The organism is Prolixibacter sp. SD074 (genome assembly GCF_009617895.1).
Classification (GTDB): domain Bacteria; phylum Bacteroidota; class Bacteroidia; order Bacteroidales; family Prolixibacteraceae; genus Prolixibacter.
The window spans coordinates 2,499,324-2,516,759 of record NZ_BLAW01000001.1 but is presented as its reverse complement, the minus strand read 5'-3'; the positions used below and the strand labels follow the sequence as shown (position 1 = coordinate 2,516,759).

The window sequence follows — 17,436 nt, the reverse complement described above, 5'->3', positions numbered from 1 at the left end:
AATGTCTACTTTAGGGGGAAATATTATAAAAATGGAGAACAAATTCAGAAGCCTTACTATTTTTGAGTTTCAGGAACGTTTCCCTGACGAAGATTCTTGTTATCAATATTTGACTGAACTAAAATGGGGGACTGGCTTTGTTTGCCCCAATTGTGGACACACCAATTATTGTAACGGAAAGCGCCTATTCGACAGACAGTGTACCAGTTGCCACCGAATCTCCTCCCCAACGAGCGGGACATTGTTTCACCAGTTAAAGTTCTCGGTATTAAAGGCCTTTTACATTGTTTATTATGTAAGTACGAGTAAAAAAGGGATCAGCAGTACGGAACTAAGCAGAAAGCTTGGGTTAAGACAAAAGACCTGCTGGAAGTTCAAAGGCAAGGTAATGAAAGCCATGGAAAGCAGTGGCAACCATAAAATCGATGGCAAGGCCGAAGTTGATGAAACAGTTGTCGGCGGCCAGGAAGAAGGGGTTGTGGGGAGAAAAAACGGCAAAAAGAAGTTGGTTGTATTTGCCATTGAGAGAAACGGCAAAGGAGTTAGCCGTATGTACGGAAAGGTCATCAAGCAGAGCAGTTCGAAGGAACTTGGTGGGTTTATGAAAATGACCATTGAGACAAGTGCACAAATAAAGACAGATAAATGGCGAGGATATTCCCCTTTGGTAAAAGACTTCAGTAATCTTGTGCAGGTTGATTCAGGGAAAAAGGGCGGCAACTTCCCTGACTTGCACAGGTGTATTATGGGCTTCAAAGGCTGGCTCCGGGGCATGCACCACCAAGTCGAAAATTTGCAAGCCTATATTGATGAATACTGCTACCGGTTTAACCGAAGTAATATGAAGGAAAGAATCTTCGATAGCCTTTTAACCAGAATGGTTAATGCAGAGCCCTTCCCTTATAAACAAAGTATTATTTAAATGCTTGACCATCTCCCGAAAAATGGATTGATCAAGCCCTACAATCCAGTCATATCAGGGGTTTAAAGATGTTTATATATGAGGAAAGCTGGTTTAAAAAGGTTATTTTTATTGTGCAAACAAAAGCAAATAATCTCTAAAAACCAGCTCATGTCAAAAGTATTAACAAAACAGGTACAGAACAAGATCAGTCGCTATTTTCTTAAGCTTGAGGGTCAATTAACAAAACCGGAAGCCCGATGTATCAGGGAAATGACCACCGGGATACTCAAGACAGGTACAGTATTGGTCAATAAGATAGCCACAGGCATTTGCGATACGATCTCGTTGAGCCAGACGACCAAGCGCTTTAGGAACCATTATAACAAGAAAGATTTTTTCATGAAGTTATTCCGGGGACATATGAACAGTGTAAAAAGCAAAATCTGTCATGGGGACTACATCCTGTTCGATGGCTCTGATATCCAAAAGAAATATGCCAAGATGATGGATGGGCTGGACTATGTGAAAGATGGCGATAAAGGAACCATTGGCCTTGGGTATTGGCTGATGAATGTTGTCCACTTTAGCAAAGACCAGGAAATGACTCCCCTGTACAATAAGCTTTACAGTTTTGACCATGGCGCAAAAAGTGAAAACAAGGAGGTTCTTGAAGCAATGGGCGAAGTAGGGGCAATCATTAACAAAGATGTCACAACAATATTCGACCGGGGAATGGACCGTCCCATTTGCAGGGATTTCATTATTGCCAATGAAGGCAACTTTAACCTGCGCCTGAAGAAAACCACAAAGCTGATGTACAAAGGCGAAGAAATGGCAGTGAACAAAATAAGCCAGAAAGTGCCGTTGTTCATGAAATTAACGGCTACAAGGATACAGAAAAGCAAGAAGCGCCAGTTGGTCTATGAATGCGGGGCGATAAAGGTCCAGTATCAAATCAAGGGCAAGATGCATGATCTTTGGCTTGTTGTAACCAAAAGGGCCAATGGCGGATATTGCTGGCTACTGACACGTTCTCCAAAAGACAGTATTGTTGAAGTAATCAAAGAAGCATTTACAGCCTATGGTTTTAGGTGGAAAATAGAGGAGTACCACCGACATATCAAGGAATGTTACAACCTGGAAGACATACAAATCAAAACATTCGAAGGCTTACAAAGCATGCTGGCAATACTGACAATAGCCATGAGCATCATATACTCATCGCTTTCATCCCTGCACACAAGGCTGTTGCTTGAAAGTGGGGTAAAAACACTAAACAAAGAACGTATGTACGAACTACGCAATTTTATCTATTACAAAATCAGCACGATAATAAAAGTATTGCTGGCCAATATGACACCAAGGGCTTTCCTTCCTCAATCAGATCCATCTCCTAATGACGGACAGTTAAGCCTTTTACTAAATTTTGAAAACTAAAAACGGGAGATGGTCAAATTATTTAAATGCCTAATTCAAAAAATTAAAATCCATATAGCTATGAAAGCATTTGAACAGATGGAACGGCTAAAGCGAATGAACCAGTTGATCAAACGGGAACGGACAGGGGCACCCGATGAGTTTGCCCGAGACCTACGAATCAGTCGCAGGCAATTGTTTAACTACCTCGATGAAATTAAATCACTGGGAGTTGAGGTCGGGTATTCAAAAATCAAAAGGAGTTATTATTTCAGCAACGGGCACGAGTTGGAGCTGGATTATTCTGTCAAGGTGTTGTCGAAAGAGGACATAAGTAAAGTAGAAGGCGGTTTTTGGAAACTAAATCTCCACAGTGCTTTTTTTGTGCACGCTCCCCGGTTAATTTGGGCGTGAGTTATGTGCACAAAACTTAGGCAGAATCCGAAAAGCCTGAAATAGAGTAGGAGAGCGATTAAATCTTTTATGTTATGAAAGAATTAAATAAAAATGAATTGAAAAAAATTGATGGTGGTCGTTATGTTGTGAAAATTGATCTTGATGGTGATGGATCATGGGATGCGAAATACATATACCATAACGATGGAACGTATACGATTAAATTAAGAGACGCTGCGCTTTAGTGGCATAAAATAGATTAGGAGGATTGATTCCTCCTAATCTATACCTCTCAATAATTTACATTGCCCAACTATAACGAACAGTGGCAGAAGTTTTGTATCCTATCAATAAATTCATATGATGAGAAAAACTATCTATCTATTCCTTTGCTACATCATGCTTTTGAATTCAACGTTTGCCCAATCGGTAAAAAAATTTCAGAAATGTAGCCTTGCATCATCCCATTTTGTGGAAGAATTGCCGACTGATTTCAATAACGTCATCATTATTTCAAACGTGCGAATTGATGGAGTAGATCGTCCTCTTCGATTTATTCTTGACAGTGGCACCAGCTATTCTATGTTATCGAAAGACATTGCTGATGAAATTGGTTTTAAGCCAACTAATGGTGTCGCTGTTAATGATGGTAATGAGAGAGAGTCACTTAAGCTTGGGATGCTAAATGTCTACCTCGGAAACGTCTCATTCCACAATGTAGGCTTTGGTATTGAGGCTAGTAAAACGGGCCCATGGTGCGATATCGACGGAATTATTGGTTACAATGTGATGCGAACCTGTGTTTGGAAGTTGGGAATCGGTCAAACGATTATTACAGATAATAAAAAGAGCTTTCGCGACATTAGTTCATATTACCAAGGCAAACTTACCTATGGTCCATTGGTTGTTGCCGGCTTTGAGAATGGCTACCGTGCTACCATGTTCCTGGATCTTGGCGATGATGGAACGGTTGAAGCTGCGACGTCAAGGCTGAAATATATCCGACAGAAAAAAGTAGTAACAGGCGTTGGACAACCCTATCTGACGATGGTCGGTTCTGGTCATGGTAGTAAAGATGCCCAGTCGGTAACGAAATTATTGGAAGTACCGGGCTTTGAGTTCGGAGGAAAAACCGTTAAAAATGTGGTGGTTTATACAGATGATAATCCACTCTTTGCAGTTGATGCCATTGGGGCAGGTATCTTAAATTACTATCAGATGATACTGGATTTTCCGGGGAAAAAAATCTACTCGCTAAACATTGCAGACGAATATATCAACAAGGGATTTAAAACGTTTGGATTTAAATATGAACGGGAAGGCAATGAGTTGCGAATTAGGTTTTTATGGAACAATTCGTCTGCGCAACGGGCCGGGTTGAAATTGGGAGATAAAATTGAGGCGATAAATAACATCGCCGTAAAGAAGCTTTTGCAGACCGATCCGTGCAATGTGTATGAGCAATTCAAAGATGTCACATCCATCCAATTGAAAGTCGCCGGACACAATGCGCCCATCACATTGAAGAAAGAACCGCTTTTTAACAATGAGTAGGTGCCTGGTAAAGAGAAGAACAAACGAAACTGAGTGAAACTTGAGAAGCAAGGAGAAAAATTGTCTACGGAATTTGGCTAAAGCCAATACACTCCCTACGATTTAATCCCCCTACTGAAGTCGGGGGCAATCGAAATGATGAATTATAGTAGCCCCACCTCATTGTGCTGGAATTTACAATTGCCCATGTCCCGAGAAATCGGGATAGCCGTGGGGTGGAAATGCTGTGTAAACGCTGGGCTTTAGCCCAAAATAAAACTCACGGTTAGTTCAAACAAAAAGAGGCCACCCTTTTGCCGGGCGGCCTCTCTTTCAGTAAAAATATAATAATGTAGATTAAGCTTCGGATGCTCTTTCCAGCCTTTTCAGAATCATGAAAATAAAGGCGGCTGAAACCAGACACATCACCACCAGGATGAGGAAGAACTGCCACAATTCCAGGGTATCCTATAATTTTCCAGTCAATCCGGCCATCAGGTTACCAATGGCGGTAGCTTCGAGCCAACCTTCCTGTGCCAAACCTTTGTATTTGGGCGGTGCTTTTTTTGTGCACGCTCCCCGGTTAATTTGGCAGTGAGTTACGTGCACACAACTCAGGCGGAATCTGAAAAGCCTGGATAGAGTAGGAATTGTAATTAAACCTTTTATGTTATGAAAGAACTAACTAAAGTAGAATTGAAAAATGTTTCCGGAGGATATTTAGGGCCTATTGCTGCATTTTTCGCAGGAGTGGTTTTGTCCGGATTAGTTGGAGAGGTAATTCTTGATGGTCCATCAAAATGTATTGCCGAATTTAAGGATGGCTGGAATAATTATTAATCAAAAAATGTAGTTGCTATGGAAAAATACAACAATCATTCGTCGTTTTGTGAATTAGCTAAGGTCGAATTAGTTCATATTGTTGGAGGTAAAACTTGGTGGTTTTGGCTGGGGCAGAATTTACATCGACTTAGTGATATGATGGCTAGTACCGATTGGGAGGCACCTCCGACATCAGTTGCTGCTTATTAGTGAGCGGATGTTTAGGGATACAATTGAGAAATGCCTATAAACTATCTGGTTAAATGCCCTTGGGCTCCGTTCCAAGGGCATTTGAAAAATCAATAATGAAAATATAATGACACCTAATCTTGAGACTTGAGTATTAGTATAAAAAAATCAACTATCAATCTAAAATTGAAGAGATGAAGGGCCAAAACACAAGAAAAAGATATTTGCTAATTGCGGGATTATATGTCATTACTGCGGTACTTTTAAAATTTATCATTGTCCATATAAATTTTTTCAGTAATGTAAGTTTTACTTCTTTTTTGCCATTAATCACGTTGGTTCCAATATTGTATTACTTCAGTGTTGGGACGGGGCTACTAGGTGAAAAGATAAAGAATATTGTTGTTTTGACATTTGCAGCATTGTTGAGTCAACTATTTTGGGCTGATTTATATGATGTTGACTTTTTATATAAGGAACTAATAGTATTACTTGGAGGAGTTTTATGCAGATTCGGCCCTTGATATGAATAAATCATAGTGAAAAATCAAACCATCTCAGGGCTGTGTGGTGCTTTCGATGGGGGTTAAATGCAGCATACCTTTGGCTTTAGCCCATGGTAATTTAGTCAGGTATTATTCCTGTTTAGGCAAAAGAGAGGCACTCTGACAGTTCATGAGACCTCTCTTTCAATAATATAATCATATAGATTAAGCTTCGGATGCTCTTTCCAGCCTTTTCAGGATCATGAAGATGAAGGCGGCCGAAACCAGGCACATTACCACCAGGATGAGGAAGGACTGCCAAAGTTCCAGGGTATCCCAGAATTTACTAATCAATCCGGCCATCAGGTTACCAATGGCAGTAGCTCCGAGCCAACCTCCCTGGCCAAACCTTTGTACTTGGGCGGTGCTTTTTTTGTGCACGCTCCCCGGTTAATTTGGCAGTGAGTTACGTGCACACAACTCAGGCGGAATCCGAAAAGCCTTACATAGAGTAGGAAAAACAATTTAATTATGAGAATTATGAAAAAGAATACGATTGTTATAGGTAAACAACCTTTAAAGTTTTCAGATAAGCTGTATTCCATGAGTAAAGTTGAACAAAAGGAAACATCAGGAGGTAGTTTGCCAACTTTTTCGTGGATGTGTCCTGCTCTTGCTTTACTTATTGAATCTGAGAAAGATCCTCTTCCATCGGGGACACAGTATGCATAGATATTTATGAGAGTATGCATGGCAGTTGCAAAAACATAAGCCATGCTGCTCCTTTTTTATAATGACATTCAAAATTTCGGTATATGAAATGGTCATATTATAATGTTGAACGAGAGATTGTTGATGGGGGTAAGATATTGGTCTTTAATACCTTGTCTCAATTGCTGGTTGTTTTAGATAAAAGCACTGTTCAGAGCCTTAAAAATATTGGTCGCAGTAAGGATAAGGATGTTGATAATGAATTGATTCGGTATAAAATACTTGTGAACGATGATGAGGTTGAAAAACAAAAAGTGAAAATCAATATACTTAAGGCTCGATTTGAGCAAAGGTTTTTAGATTTAACAATTTTACCGACTTATCTCTGTAATTTTACATGTGATTATTGCTTTGAAAAATCAATTAGAGATAGTGCTGTTATCGCCAAATCTACGATTGATAAAATTATAGAATTTATAAAAAAGTTTACAGCTGTTGAAGATTTGTGTATAAGATGGTATGGTGGTGAACCGACTTTGGCTATAGACCAGATGGAAGAGATTACTAGAAAAATTGAAAAGCTGAAGAAAAATTTTTATGCGATATTAATAACCAATGGGTATTTGATTGATCGATTAGTGCCGGATAAGATTAAAGATTTAAAAATTAAGGTTATACAAGTAACGATTGATGGGGGAAAAGATACACATAACAAAAGACGTCAACATAGTTATGATAAGGATACATATTCCAAAATTATTCTAAATTTGCAGAAAATTATAGAGTGCAATAATGATGTGGAAATAATTGTTCGTGTTAATGTTGACGAGAGTAATAGCTCGGATATTAAACGATTTAAGGAGGAGGTGGAAGGTCTTTTCCCTTCACAAAGAGTTAAAATAATTCCTGGATTTGTTACCTCATTTTCTGAAGGCTGTGCTACCGGAAGCACATGTTACATAAACACTGAAGAAAAAATTGATTTTTTAATTGATAATTTTCAACAAGAGGGCTCTCAACATCCGACACTCATACCCAAAGCAGTTTCAGAAGGATGTATCGCAAGACATATAAACAGTTTTGTGTTTGATCCTCACGGTCACATATATAAATGTATGGCTGTTGTTGGCGATAAGAATCAGATGATCGGTGATATAAATAATGAAGATTGGTTGAAAGATGAAGATGTTCTCATGAAATTTCTGAAAAAAGATGACTTTCTGGATAATCCCATCTGTAATGATTGCAAATTCTTTCCGGTCTGCAATGAAAATTGTATCTTGTCAAATGAAGAATTATCAGTAAGATGTAGAGCAACAGCCAAGATTGTAGACAATTATATGAATAATATGTGCAAGGAGATAATTGACGGATGAATGCGTTAGAGTATTACAAAAAGAAAGAGCATGAATTAGTCTTATTGGAAGGTAAACTTCAGAAGAAAAGGAAGATTTTGGTAGTTAATAGAGTAATTTCCTTTTTTTGTTCTTTCATTATTTTGGGACTGTTTTATTGGGTGGGAGAATCCATTTTGCTGTTGTTACCTATTGGCTTGATGGTCTTTTTCTATTTTGTAAGAAAAGACTATTTACTTGGGATAAACTTAGAAAATGTCCAGGCGGCTATAAGGGCTGTCAATAATGAAATTGCGTCATTGGAAAGTCAAAAATATTCTGGTTTCAATGGCGAGTGTTTTAAGTCTAATAGTCATCCATATACTTCAGACCTTCATGTTTTTGGTGAAAACTCTTTGTTCCACTTTTTGAATAGAACATTTACTTTGAGAGGCCAGAGGAAGTTAGCAAAATGGTTGTCGTCTGCCGCTTCTGACACAGAAATCGTTGATAGACAGAATGCAGTAAGAGAGTTAGCTTCGTTGCCAGACTTTTTGCTGAATATTTTGGCATTGTCAGAACTAAATAAGGAGTATCAGGTTACAGAATCATTGGAAATATTAGAAACATGCTCTTCATCTGTAATTTTAAGGAAATTGAAATATGTGAGATTCTTGTCTTTTTTTCTGAGTTCTATTAATGTGGGGGTGTTCGTTTTATGGATTATTGGCTATGCTAGTTTTATTTTCCCGTTAATTATTATACCGGTAACTTATTTTCTCATACATGTTATTGCTGACAGATATTTGAACAGTGAATTAAACGAAACAGCAAAACTTTCAAATCAACTTCTTTTTTTCGAGCAATTTATACTCGTTTTTGAAAAGAGGGAATTTCATTCAAAGCTTTTAACTGGATTATCTTCTCAGTTTTCTTTGGGTGGGACGGGAGGCGCAGCAGTTATTAAAATGATTAGAAAAGCACTGGAGCGGAATGATATCAGATTGAACTTAGTGATTCAGTTGATGGTCAATTCATGGCTGCACACGGATATTTGGTTCTTTTATAGTTTTTACGCTGCAAGAGAGAAGTACAATAAAAGATTTAGTTTGTGGTTCTCTGCTATTGCTAAACTTGAAGCGCTTATTAGTTTAGGGGTACTACAATTTAATAATAATTGGTGTTTTCCGATTGTCGATGAAAATAAACTTCAACTTGACGCTGAAAATTTTGGACATCCTCTGATATCACCCAATCAGCGTGTTCTCAACTCAGTAAGCATGGACGCGGAAGGAAGGCTAATTGTTATTACAGGTTCTAATATGTCAGGCAAAAGTACGTTATTGAGAAGTATTGGGATAAATATGGTACTTGCTTTAGCTGGAGCACCTGCTTGCGCTCAAAAGTTTTCTATTGGGAATTTTGTTCTTATGACGTATATGGTAATCAGCGATTCTCTTGATGATAATATTTCTACTTTTCAGGCTGAATTGATAAAGATTAGACATGTTTTAGAGGCAATTAAAGAAAAAGAAAATGTTTTCGTGCTACTTGATGAATTGTTAAGAGGTACCAACACCAAAGATAGAGAATTAGGGAGTAAAGCTATCGTAAGTAAACTTATTCAAGATAAGGTATTTTCAATTGTATCTACTCATGATCTCAATCTTGCGACGATTGAGCTGCAATATCCAAAGAAGGTAAAGAATATGCATTTCGATATTAAAATTGAAGACAATAGTATGTTTTTTGACTATAAGCTTAAGGATGGAATTTGTAATAATTTCAATGCAAGCTTATTATTAAAAGAGATTGGCCTAGACCTGAATGATATTAACGGAGATATGTAAAGAAAGAAATTAAAAAAGAAGTGGACAGTATCCCTGGCGGCCGCTCTTTCAGTCAAAATATAATAGCATAGATTAAGTTTCCGAAGCTGTTTCCAGTCTTTTCAGGATCATGAAAATAAAGGCTGCGGAGACCAGGCACATCACCACCAGGATGAGGAAGGACTGCCAAAGTTCCAGGGTATCCCAGAATTTACTAATCAATCCGGCCATCAGGTTACCAATGGCAGTCGCTCCGAGCCATCCTCCCTGGGCCAAACCTTTGTACTTGGGCAGTGCTTTTTTTGTGCACGCTCCCCGGTTAATTTAGTAGATGAGTAACGTGCACAAAACTTAGGCGGAATCCGAAAAGCCTGAAATAGAGTAGAAGAGCGATTAAATCTTTTATGTTATGAAAGAATTAAGTAAAAAAGAATTGAAAAAAGTTGATGGCGGTTTTAGACTAAACCTGTTTGGAATTTATTATATAGAGGGGGTCTTGGATGGAGTGAAGGGTAATACTCGTGGGCATTGGTCTTGGGAACCATAATTGAGATGGTTCAGAAGGAATGTATTTGTTCCTTCTGAACCTGAAAAAAGTATACCTATATAGTCTTTTTTAATAGTAACGAGAATTGGAAATTAATACCTCAAAAATGGATTGTCGACAATTAAAGTTCATCATTTCTATTGCTTTCTTGCTTTTATCTTCAACCTCGTTTGCTCAAATCCGTATTGAAGACAAGGTTACTTTTTCTTCTATCCCTTTTGCTCAGTTGATTGCCCCCGACGGCCGGTTGGTCGGCAGTTCCGATATGGGAGGAAAGATAGATACGGCATTAGTTGATCGTTTTGTTAAAAGTAGTGATACGTTGGAGGTGCAACATATCAGTTATGAAAATCAAGCGATGAAATGGAAAGATATAAAACAGAACGGTATAATTCGATTGGTTCCCAGAAAGGTTGTTATTCCTGAAATAACTGTAACCAATAAAAAAGAGAAGATGGTGTTGGTACTGGAAGGTTATTTCCGGTGTTACCAGTTAAAAGATAGTGTCCCGGAATATTATGCCGACGGTTTGGTTAAATATTACATCTGGAACGATGGTAAGCGGTTCAAAAATAAAGTGGAGGCCTATCGCCTATTTCGCAATCAAGAAATACTAGACAAAATAAAAAAGCGTTCAATTACTTTGACAGAGGGAGCACCTGCTATTCCATACATAGAACCAACGTCAATTTTAAAGCAACTAAATACTCATTATGTATTTAAAGATAGTATTGGGGAACAGGTGATTTTAAGAGAAAATTCAGTAGTTGGGCATATCCGAATGAATGAAGCCCAGAAGCAGATCCAGATTAATATCGATTGGATTGCTCCTGCAAAGGCCGAAGAAAGAAACCTGTTTGGATATGAGATTAAGTTGAGTCATAACGATATTTATGAAACATATCGAGCGAAGGGGCAATCAATGGTCTCAAAAGCCAATTTGGAATGTTGGCGAAGATATTACCAATATTTTTTTAAACACAAAAAGGAAAAGAGGTACAAGAATATTCAAATATCGAGCGAATTTTATGTGTTGAAGAGTTATTATTTGCCCAAATCTGTGATGAATGAACGAGAACCTACTTCTGGATTTGGATTAAAAGAGTCACACTTCTATACAAGTGAATATTGGACCCAGTTGGGAAAAACAGTCCCACCATTGAATTCCAATATCCAAAAATTGTTGGGGACGAAGCTGACGATGTATGAATAAAAGGCGATTCTCTAAAATTAATTTTCCACAGTGCTTTTTTTGTGCACGCTCCCCGGATAATTTAGTATGTGAGTTACGTGCACAAAGCTCAGGCGGAATCCGAAAAGCCTGTATAGAGTAGGAGAGCGATTAAACCTTTTATGTTATGAAAGAATTAAGCAAAAATGAGCTTAGGAAAATTGATGGAGGAGGTATTGGAACTGTTATTCGTCAGGTGCTAAAAAAAGTCCCGGGCCCCGTCGGTTGGGGGGCTGCAGCAGCTTTTTATTTGTGGGATAACTGGGACGATGTATCTGAAGGATGGAATTCTTATGATGCACAGCATATGTAAAACAAGCTATAAAGGAAAAAACTATGAAAACTAAAATATTAGAATTATCAAAAGTTGAATGTAAGATGGTGAATGGAGGTGGTAGTAGATTTGCTAAGTTGATCGGTTATGTAGCACATTGGACTCTCGATCAGCTCGTTTATCATGCAGAAACAGATGCTAAATATCAAAGTATGCCATATTAAAATTTGGTATATTTGGGAGAAGAATTATTTTTACGATACGAAAATAAAAGAAGCTGATTCATATTCTTGAACAGCTTCTTTTTGAATAGATCCCATAATGGAAAAGATTGAGCAGTTTAAAAAACATCTTCAGCATGAAGAATTTTCTTTTCAGCAACAAGCTAATGTGTTGATTGTGAAAAGTAAAGCTGGTAAATTGAAAATTGATTTTCAAGAAGAATATTACTCAATAAGAAAGCTGAAGTCCATAAATCAGTATAGTTCAATTTTGGGAACTATTTTTTTCTTTGTAGTAGCTATTAGTGAGCGTCATCAACCGAAGGCGATTATTTATGTGTTGATAGTATTGTTCGGGGTTCTTCATCTCATATATAGTGATATTATTCTAGAAATTCGAGGAAATAGAATTCATTCTATTTTGGAACGAATTTATTATCATAAATAATAATAGGGTGGCGGATTTGATGATATAGTTTATTTTAGACATACTCTCCAATTTAATCTGCTTTATTTCCATACAATTAGTGCGTCCGGTAATCCATTTTAATAAGTCATTTCATTTTCCTTCCCCATGGGGATAAATGCTGTGTAAACAATGGACTTTAGCCCAAAATAAAACCCACCGTTAGTTCAAACAAAAAGAGGCTACCTGTCGGGCAACCTCTCTTTCAATAAAAATATAATAATATAGATTAAGCTTCCGATGCTCTTTCCAGCCTTTTCAGAATCATGAAAATAAAGGCAGCTGAAACCAAACACATCACCACCAGGATGAGGAAGAATTGCCACAATTCCAGGGTATCCCAGAATTTACCAATCAATCCGGCCATCAGGTTACCAATGGCAGTCGCTCCCAGCCAGCCTCCTTGTGCCAAACCTTTGTATTTGGGTGGCGCCACTTTCGATACAAACGAAATACCGATAGGGCTCAGGAACAACTCGGCAATGGTGAGCGTGAAGTAGGTGCTGATTAACCAGTACGGCGATACCAGTGAATCAGAAACGTTTCCGTGCAACGCTCCGGGCGACATCAGGTTGCGCGATGCCAGAATAAGCAAGGTGAAACCAAGCGCTGTCAGGATCATCCCTATACCAATCTTCTTCGGTGACGAAGGTTCTTTGCCCATTTTACGCAGCATGGTAAAGAATCCCACAATCAACGGTGTCAGGAAGACGATGAAAATCGGGTTGAAGTGCTGGAACAACTGCGGCGAGATCTTCATGGTGTCATCGTAACTGTTGTAAACCATTCCGGTAATAATTGAACCTACAACGAAGACTCCGAAACCGATCAAACGGAATTTGGATGCCAGTTTCCGGCTAAACGTCATAATCAATCCGATGATAGCAAACAGCAACGGCAGGAACGCACTTAAGTCGAAGAACATGTAAGTGAATCGGCTAACCAGGCTTTGCGTGTAGTCACGGGCAAATACAGTCATGGTAAATCCGTTCTGATGGAAAGCCATCCAGAAGAACATGACTACAAAGAATACCAGCAACAGTGCAACCAGACGTTTGCGGGTTGCCTCGGGCGTCATGTGAACCATTTTGTCCTTCATGTTCACATCCATCGATTTTTGCTTCTCTGTCACATCCGCCGTTTTGTAGTATTTACGGAATCCGATGAAAATAAGCAATGAGACGACCATACTAATGGCGGCCAATGCAAATCCTGCATTGTATGATTTGGAAAGCGTATCGAGATATAAATGGCTGAACTGGGTTAAATCGGTGAATTTATCACCCAGTTGCTGGTGTGCCAGCTTCAGTAATTCAGCGGTATCTTTTAATTTACCATCGAGATACAGATGGGCCATGTTTGGAATCTGGGTGTTATAAAACAAACCACTTTTCTTCAGAATCAGGTTGCTGATACCGGTGGCTGCAGAGGGAGCAAAGAACGCACCAATATTGATTCCCATGTAAAAAATGTTGAAGGCGTTATCGCGGTTGGCACTGTATTTCGGGTCGTCGTACATATTTCCGACCAGGGCCTGCAGGTTTCCTTTAAAGAATCCTGTTCCTAAAGAAATAACAGCAAGGGCACTGACCATCAGTATTAGCCCTTGTCCGGGAATGGCGAGCAACAAATAGCCGAGGAACATAACCACGGTTCCAATGGTAATGGTTTTCCCGTAGCCCCACACCTTGTCGGCCATAATACCACCAATGAGGGGGAGGAAATAAATTCCAAACAGGAAACCACCGTAGTAGTGCCCTGCTGTAGTTGTTGAGAAGCCGAATTTTGCCTGGAGGTAGAGGGTGAAAATGGCGAGCATGGTATAATACCCGAAGCGTTCCCCCATGTTGGCAAAAAACGCTACATATAGTCCTTTCGGATGTCCTTTAAGCATAAACGTATGATTTTGATAGATTAGTTCGAAAATTTGCAATCAGACAAATATAATTAACTTTTTTTTCCATAAAAGAGAGCCATGTCATACATGAACATGTTGTTAGAAAGAAAATGAGCAGCATCGGCCTTTAGCCATATGGAAAAACGCCGCCGATTTTGTAAATTCGTTCAACATGGATTACACGGACGGATGATTGTTACATAGACTTCCGAAGATAAAATTACTTGTTATGAAACTTTTTGCGACCAGCCAGATTGCCGGCATTGATAAGTATACGATTGAGCATGAACCCATTTCTGATATCGATTTGATGGAACGGGCTGCATCCACGTTGGTTGATTGGATTTTGCACCATGCCCATCCTGACCAACATATGGTATTTTTTGTGGGGCCAGGTAATAATGGCGGCGATGCCCTGGCTGCCGCCCGGATGCTGGCATGGGCCCTTCCCGGTATCGATGTGTATGTGATGGATTTGGGAAAAAGAATGTCCGAATCGGCCAACACCAACCTCGAGCGTTTACAGCAGCAGGACCGCACACAAATCGTGTATCTGGACGCTGATACACCGATTCCGGAAATCAAAGCAACCGACTGGGTGATTGACGGATTGTTTGGTTCGGGCCTGTCACGCCCGCTGAACGGATTGCCATCGAAAATTGTCAAACACATCAATGCTTCCGGCGCCATGGTGGTTGCCATCGATATCCCGTCGGGCCTGATGGGCGAAGACAATCGTGAAAACGATCGGGATTCGATTATTCGGGCTGATGTGACGCTTACTTTCCAGTTTCCAAAAATAAGTTTTCTCCTACCGGAAAATGCTCTGTTTACCGGGAGCTGGCTTGTGCAGGATATTGGTTTGCACCCCGATGCAATTGAGAAAACAAAGACCCCCTTTTTCTATACAGACCATCAGGTAGCCCGAAAACTTTTAAAGGACCGGAGAACTTTTGCCCATAAAGGAAATTTTGGACACGCATTGTTGATTGCCGGCAGTTACGGGAAGATGGGAGCAGCTGTCCTGGCATCGCGGGGATGCCTTCGTTCGGGAGTCGGTTTACTCACGGCCCATGTTCCACGCTTGGGATATAGCATCTTGCAAAATAGCATACCGGAGGCCATGGCCAGCATCGACCAGTCGGATTTGATGTTCACCCAGCATCCCGATTTGGCCCCTTTCGATGTGATTGGCATTGGGCCCGGTTTGGATACGAAGTGCAATACCGGGCGTGGTTTTCAGCGTATGCTGGAAGAAGGGCCGAAGAAGCCCATGGTGATCGATGCGGATGGATTGAATTTGTTGGCGAAAAATCCGGAGTCGTTGAAGATGCTTCCCCCGGAAACGATTCTCACACCGCACCCCGGCGAATTTGCCCGTCTTACCCATCCGGTGAAATGTGGGTACGAGCGTCTACAGCTGGCCATGGACTATGCCCGGGAGAACGGCGTCGTATTGGTATTGAAAGGGGCACATACAGCCATTACTTGCCCCGACGGAACCTGTTGGTTCAACAGTACCGGTAATCCGGGAATGGCTACAGCCGGCAGCGGCGACGTCCTGACGGGAATTCTGCTCGGGTTGCTGGCGCAGGGATATGCAGCCAAAGATGCAGCCATTCTGGGCGTTTATCTTCATGGGATGGCGGCTGATTTAGCTGTGAAAGAGAGTTCTCAGGAAGCATTACTGGCAGGAGATATCACTCAACACCTGGGATTGGCATTTGCCACACTTAAAGATTCTTAAAGATTTTGTGAAAGCAAAAAAAACTATCAAATTTGGGGATATTTGTTTCTGATAATCTCTCTTTTTCAGGATGAAAAACTGAAAATTGATTTGCTGGTGTTTTTGATGTCGGAAACGAATGCCCCTAAAATGAAAAGACAAAGCAGAATTTTGTGTTTCCCCGGTTGGGAATTTACAATAAACTGCAGATTCTATGTGGTTTAATGAATAATTTAAATAAAATGAAAAGCATATATCTTACGTTATTGGGTTTGCTGTTTGTTGCCGGACAGGTAATGGCATCACCCAAAGATGAAAAACCAGTTCCTTTTACAGGGGGCGTTGTATATTCGTTACCGGAAACGGGGATACGGGTAACCGTTGAAGCGGAGCAAGTGAAATTTGTTCATGGCCCGTATTACCAGTATGCAGAGAAGTACCTGGGTATTCCGAATGCACCTTCAGCTGACAGGGAAAGCTGGAAAATTACGAATGTGCGTTTGAGTACTTACGGAGAACCTGACCCCACAGAAATCCATACTGCATCGGGCCCATTTGCTTCGGCTTTAAGCCTGACGGAAGATGGTGTTTTGATTGGCATTAATAGCGATGTGAAATCCGGAAAGGATTCTGTCGCTAGTTCGGTTTACACACCTGATGTTGAGGTGCCGGCGGAGCCCTGGCCCGATCGTTCAATGCACTCATTTTTGAACAAAGTGGATACGATTCGACCAGAAATGTTCACATCCAAAACATTGCAGCAAAAAGCGCTGGAAACCGCTCATGATATTACCAAAATCCGGAAACGGGAATTCAAATCACTCGCTTTTGGATACGACAAAGCTTTACCTGATGGTGAGGCCTACAATACGATGGTGGCTCAACTGGACAAGTTGGAAAAAGAATATGTCGGGCTCTTTATCGGAAAGTCGTATAAAGCAAAACACACCTATGTTTTCAACGTCGTACCCGATGCAAAGAATGGTAAAAGTGCCATTGTTTTTAGGTTTTCAACATCCAAAGGGGTGGTTCCTACCACCGACCTCTCGGGAAAACCGGTGATGTTGGAAATTGATCGAAATATCGGTTTAGAAAAAAGTAACGGTCAGATAGCGGGGCAGCAAACGGCTACACCCGGAACAAGTAACAGTGGTTTGTTCTACCGGATTCCGGGAAATGCCGGCGTACGTCTTTTGGATGGAACCCATATTTTGCTGGAATCACATCTGACGCTTGGGCAGTTTGGCAAAGTAGTCCCGATTCCTGAAGGACTGCTCAACGGAAGTTATGCCATCCGACTGCACCCGGCTACCGGGGCAATTCAGAGAATAAAAAAAATAATGGAAAAGAATAAAGAGGAACAGTAAGATATCGAATGCGGACAATCGTCCGCTTTTTTTGCCCTTGTACCATTTTTTTGATGTTTCCCAACACTTTGTTGGAATGTGGATTTTT

General features: G+C 40.2%; 21 protein-coding genes. 18 read left to right on the top strand and 3 right to left on the bottom strand.

Going from position 1 to position 17,436, the window contains the following annotated elements:
- Position 1 precedes the first annotated feature (1 nt).
- The 8 genes from GJU82_RS10885 to GJU82_RS10850 all read left to right on the top strand — a co-directional run bounded on the left by GJU82_RS10885 (position 2) and on the right by GJU82_RS10850 (position 5,784).
- The gene (locus tag GJU82_RS10885) at positions 2-922 is read left to right on the top strand and encodes an IS1595 family transposase (RefSeq protein WP_153630358.1); all 921 of its coding nucleotides are present in this window, start codon (positions 2-4) and stop codon (positions 920-922) included.
- Between the two features lie 150 nt (positions 923-1,072).
- On the top strand, positions 1,073-2,341 hold the full coding sequence (locus tag GJU82_RS10880) for a transposase (protein WP_194830920.1): 1,269 nt from the start codon (positions 1,073-1,075) through the stop codon (positions 2,339-2,341).
- A gap of 60 nt (positions 2,342-2,401) precedes the next feature.
- On the top strand, positions 2,402-2,734 hold the full coding sequence (locus tag GJU82_RS10875; RefSeq protein ID WP_153632166.1) for a hypothetical protein: 333 nt from the start codon (positions 2,402-2,404) through the stop codon (positions 2,732-2,734).
- 74 nt (positions 2,735-2,808) lie between these two features.
- A complete protein-coding gene (locus tag GJU82_RS10870) occupies positions 2,809-2,961 on the top strand; it encodes a bacteriocin (RefSeq protein WP_153632165.1) in 153 nt (50 codons plus the stop codon).
- Between the two features lie 115 nt (positions 2,962-3,076).
- Positions 3,077-4,270, top strand: coding sequence for an aspartyl protease family protein (locus GJU82_RS10865; RefSeq protein ID WP_153632164.1), 1,194 nt, complete (start codon positions 3,077-3,079; stop codon positions 4,268-4,270).
- A 651-nt stretch (positions 4,271-4,921) separates the two neighbouring features.
- Complete coding sequence (locus tag GJU82_RS10860; protein ID WP_153632163.1) at positions 4,922-5,089, top strand: hypothetical protein; 168 nt, start codon at positions 4,922-4,924, stop codon at positions 5,087-5,089.
- A gap of 18 nt (positions 5,090-5,107) precedes the next feature.
- Positions 5,108-5,281, top strand: coding sequence for a hypothetical protein (locus GJU82_RS10855; protein ID WP_153632162.1), 174 nt, complete (start codon positions 5,108-5,110; stop codon positions 5,279-5,281).
- A gap of 173 nt (positions 5,282-5,454) precedes the next feature.
- Positions 5,455-5,784 carry a hypothetical protein gene (locus GJU82_RS10850; protein ID WP_153632161.1) on the top strand — a complete coding sequence of 110 codons (330 nt, stop codon included), beginning with the start codon at positions 5,455-5,457 and terminating at the stop codon, positions 5,782-5,784.
- Positions 5,785-5,970: 186 nt separating this feature from the next.
- On the opposite strand, the gene GJU82_RS10845 is transcribed toward GJU82_RS10850, so the two are convergent.
- On the bottom strand, positions 5,971-6,186 hold the full coding sequence (locus GJU82_RS10845) for a hypothetical protein (protein ID WP_153632160.1): 216 nt from the start codon (positions 6,184-6,186) through the stop codon (positions 5,971-5,973).
- Positions 6,187-6,285: 99 nt separating this feature from the next.
- On the opposite strand from GJU82_RS10845, the gene GJU82_RS10840 reads away from it, so the two are divergent.
- From GJU82_RS10840 to GJU82_RS10830, 3 genes are all read left to right on the top strand, one after another.
- Positions 6,286-6,477 carry a hypothetical protein gene (locus GJU82_RS10840; protein ID WP_153632159.1) on the top strand — a complete coding sequence of 64 codons (192 nt, stop codon included), beginning with the start codon at positions 6,286-6,288 and terminating at the stop codon, positions 6,475-6,477.
- 83 nt (positions 6,478-6,560) lie between these two features.
- Positions 6,561-7,832: a radical SAM/SPASM domain-containing protein gene (locus GJU82_RS10835; RefSeq protein ID WP_153632158.1), complete on the top strand. Its 1,272-nt coding sequence runs from the start codon at positions 6,561-6,563 to the stop codon at positions 7,830-7,832.
- Positions 7,829-9,640, top strand: a complete 1,812-nt coding sequence (locus GJU82_RS10830) for a hypothetical protein (protein WP_153632157.1) — start codon at positions 7,829-7,831, stop codon at positions 9,638-9,640. The genes GJU82_RS10835 and GJU82_RS10830 overlap by 4 nt, the downstream gene beginning before the upstream one ends.
- Before the next feature lie 72 nt (positions 9,641-9,712).
- Here GJU82_RS10830 and GJU82_RS10825 read toward each other — a convergent pair whose 3' ends face one another.
- Positions 9,713-9,895: a hypothetical protein gene (locus tag GJU82_RS10825; protein WP_153632156.1), complete on the bottom strand. Its 183-nt coding sequence runs from the start codon at positions 9,893-9,895 to the stop codon at positions 9,713-9,715.
- Between the two features lie 133 nt (positions 9,896-10,028).
- On the opposite strand from GJU82_RS10825, the gene GJU82_RS10820 reads away from it, so the two are divergent.
- The 5 genes from GJU82_RS10820 to GJU82_RS10800 all read left to right on the top strand — a co-directional run bounded on the left by GJU82_RS10820 (position 10,029) and on the right by GJU82_RS10800 (position 12,340).
- Positions 10,029-10,166 (top strand): bacteriocin, encoded by a 138-nt coding sequence (locus GJU82_RS10820; RefSeq protein ID WP_153632155.1) that lies wholly within the window; start codon positions 10,029-10,031, stop codon positions 10,164-10,166.
- 85 nt (positions 10,167-10,251) lie between these two features.
- On the top strand, positions 10,252-11,379 hold the full coding sequence (locus GJU82_RS10815) for a hypothetical protein (protein ID WP_153632154.1): 1,128 nt from the start codon (positions 10,252-10,254) through the stop codon (positions 11,377-11,379).
- Between the two features lie 145 nt (positions 11,380-11,524).
- Entirely contained in the window at positions 11,525-11,710 is a 186-nt protein-coding gene (locus tag GJU82_RS10810; protein WP_153632153.1) for a bacteriocin, read from the top strand.
- Positions 11,711-11,733: 23 nt separating this feature from the next.
- Positions 11,734-11,895, top strand: coding sequence for a hypothetical protein (locus GJU82_RS10805; protein ID WP_153632152.1), 162 nt, complete (start codon positions 11,734-11,736; stop codon positions 11,893-11,895).
- Positions 11,896-11,992: 97 nt separating this feature from the next.
- Entirely contained in the window at positions 11,993-12,340 is a 348-nt protein-coding gene (locus GJU82_RS10800; RefSeq protein WP_153632151.1) for a hypothetical protein, read from the top strand.
- 247 nt (positions 12,341-12,587) lie between these two features.
- On the opposite strand, the gene GJU82_RS10795 is transcribed toward GJU82_RS10800, so the two are convergent.
- Positions 12,588-14,252, bottom strand: coding sequence for a peptide MFS transporter (locus tag GJU82_RS10795; protein WP_153632150.1), 1,665 nt, complete (start codon positions 14,250-14,252; stop codon positions 12,588-12,590).
- Between the two features lie 232 nt (positions 14,253-14,484).
- Between GJU82_RS10795 and GJU82_RS10790 the strand changes: the two genes are divergently transcribed.
- On the top strand, positions 14,485-16,002 hold the full coding sequence (locus tag GJU82_RS10790) for an NAD(P)H-hydrate dehydratase (protein ID WP_153632149.1): 1,518 nt from the start codon (positions 14,485-14,487) through the stop codon (positions 16,000-16,002).
- 221 nt (positions 16,003-16,223) lie between these two features.
- Positions 16,224-17,348, top strand: a complete 1,125-nt coding sequence (locus tag GJU82_RS10785) for a DUF4831 family protein (RefSeq protein ID WP_194831032.1) — start codon at positions 16,224-16,226, stop codon at positions 17,346-17,348.
- Positions 17,349-17,436: the final 88 nt, after the last annotated feature.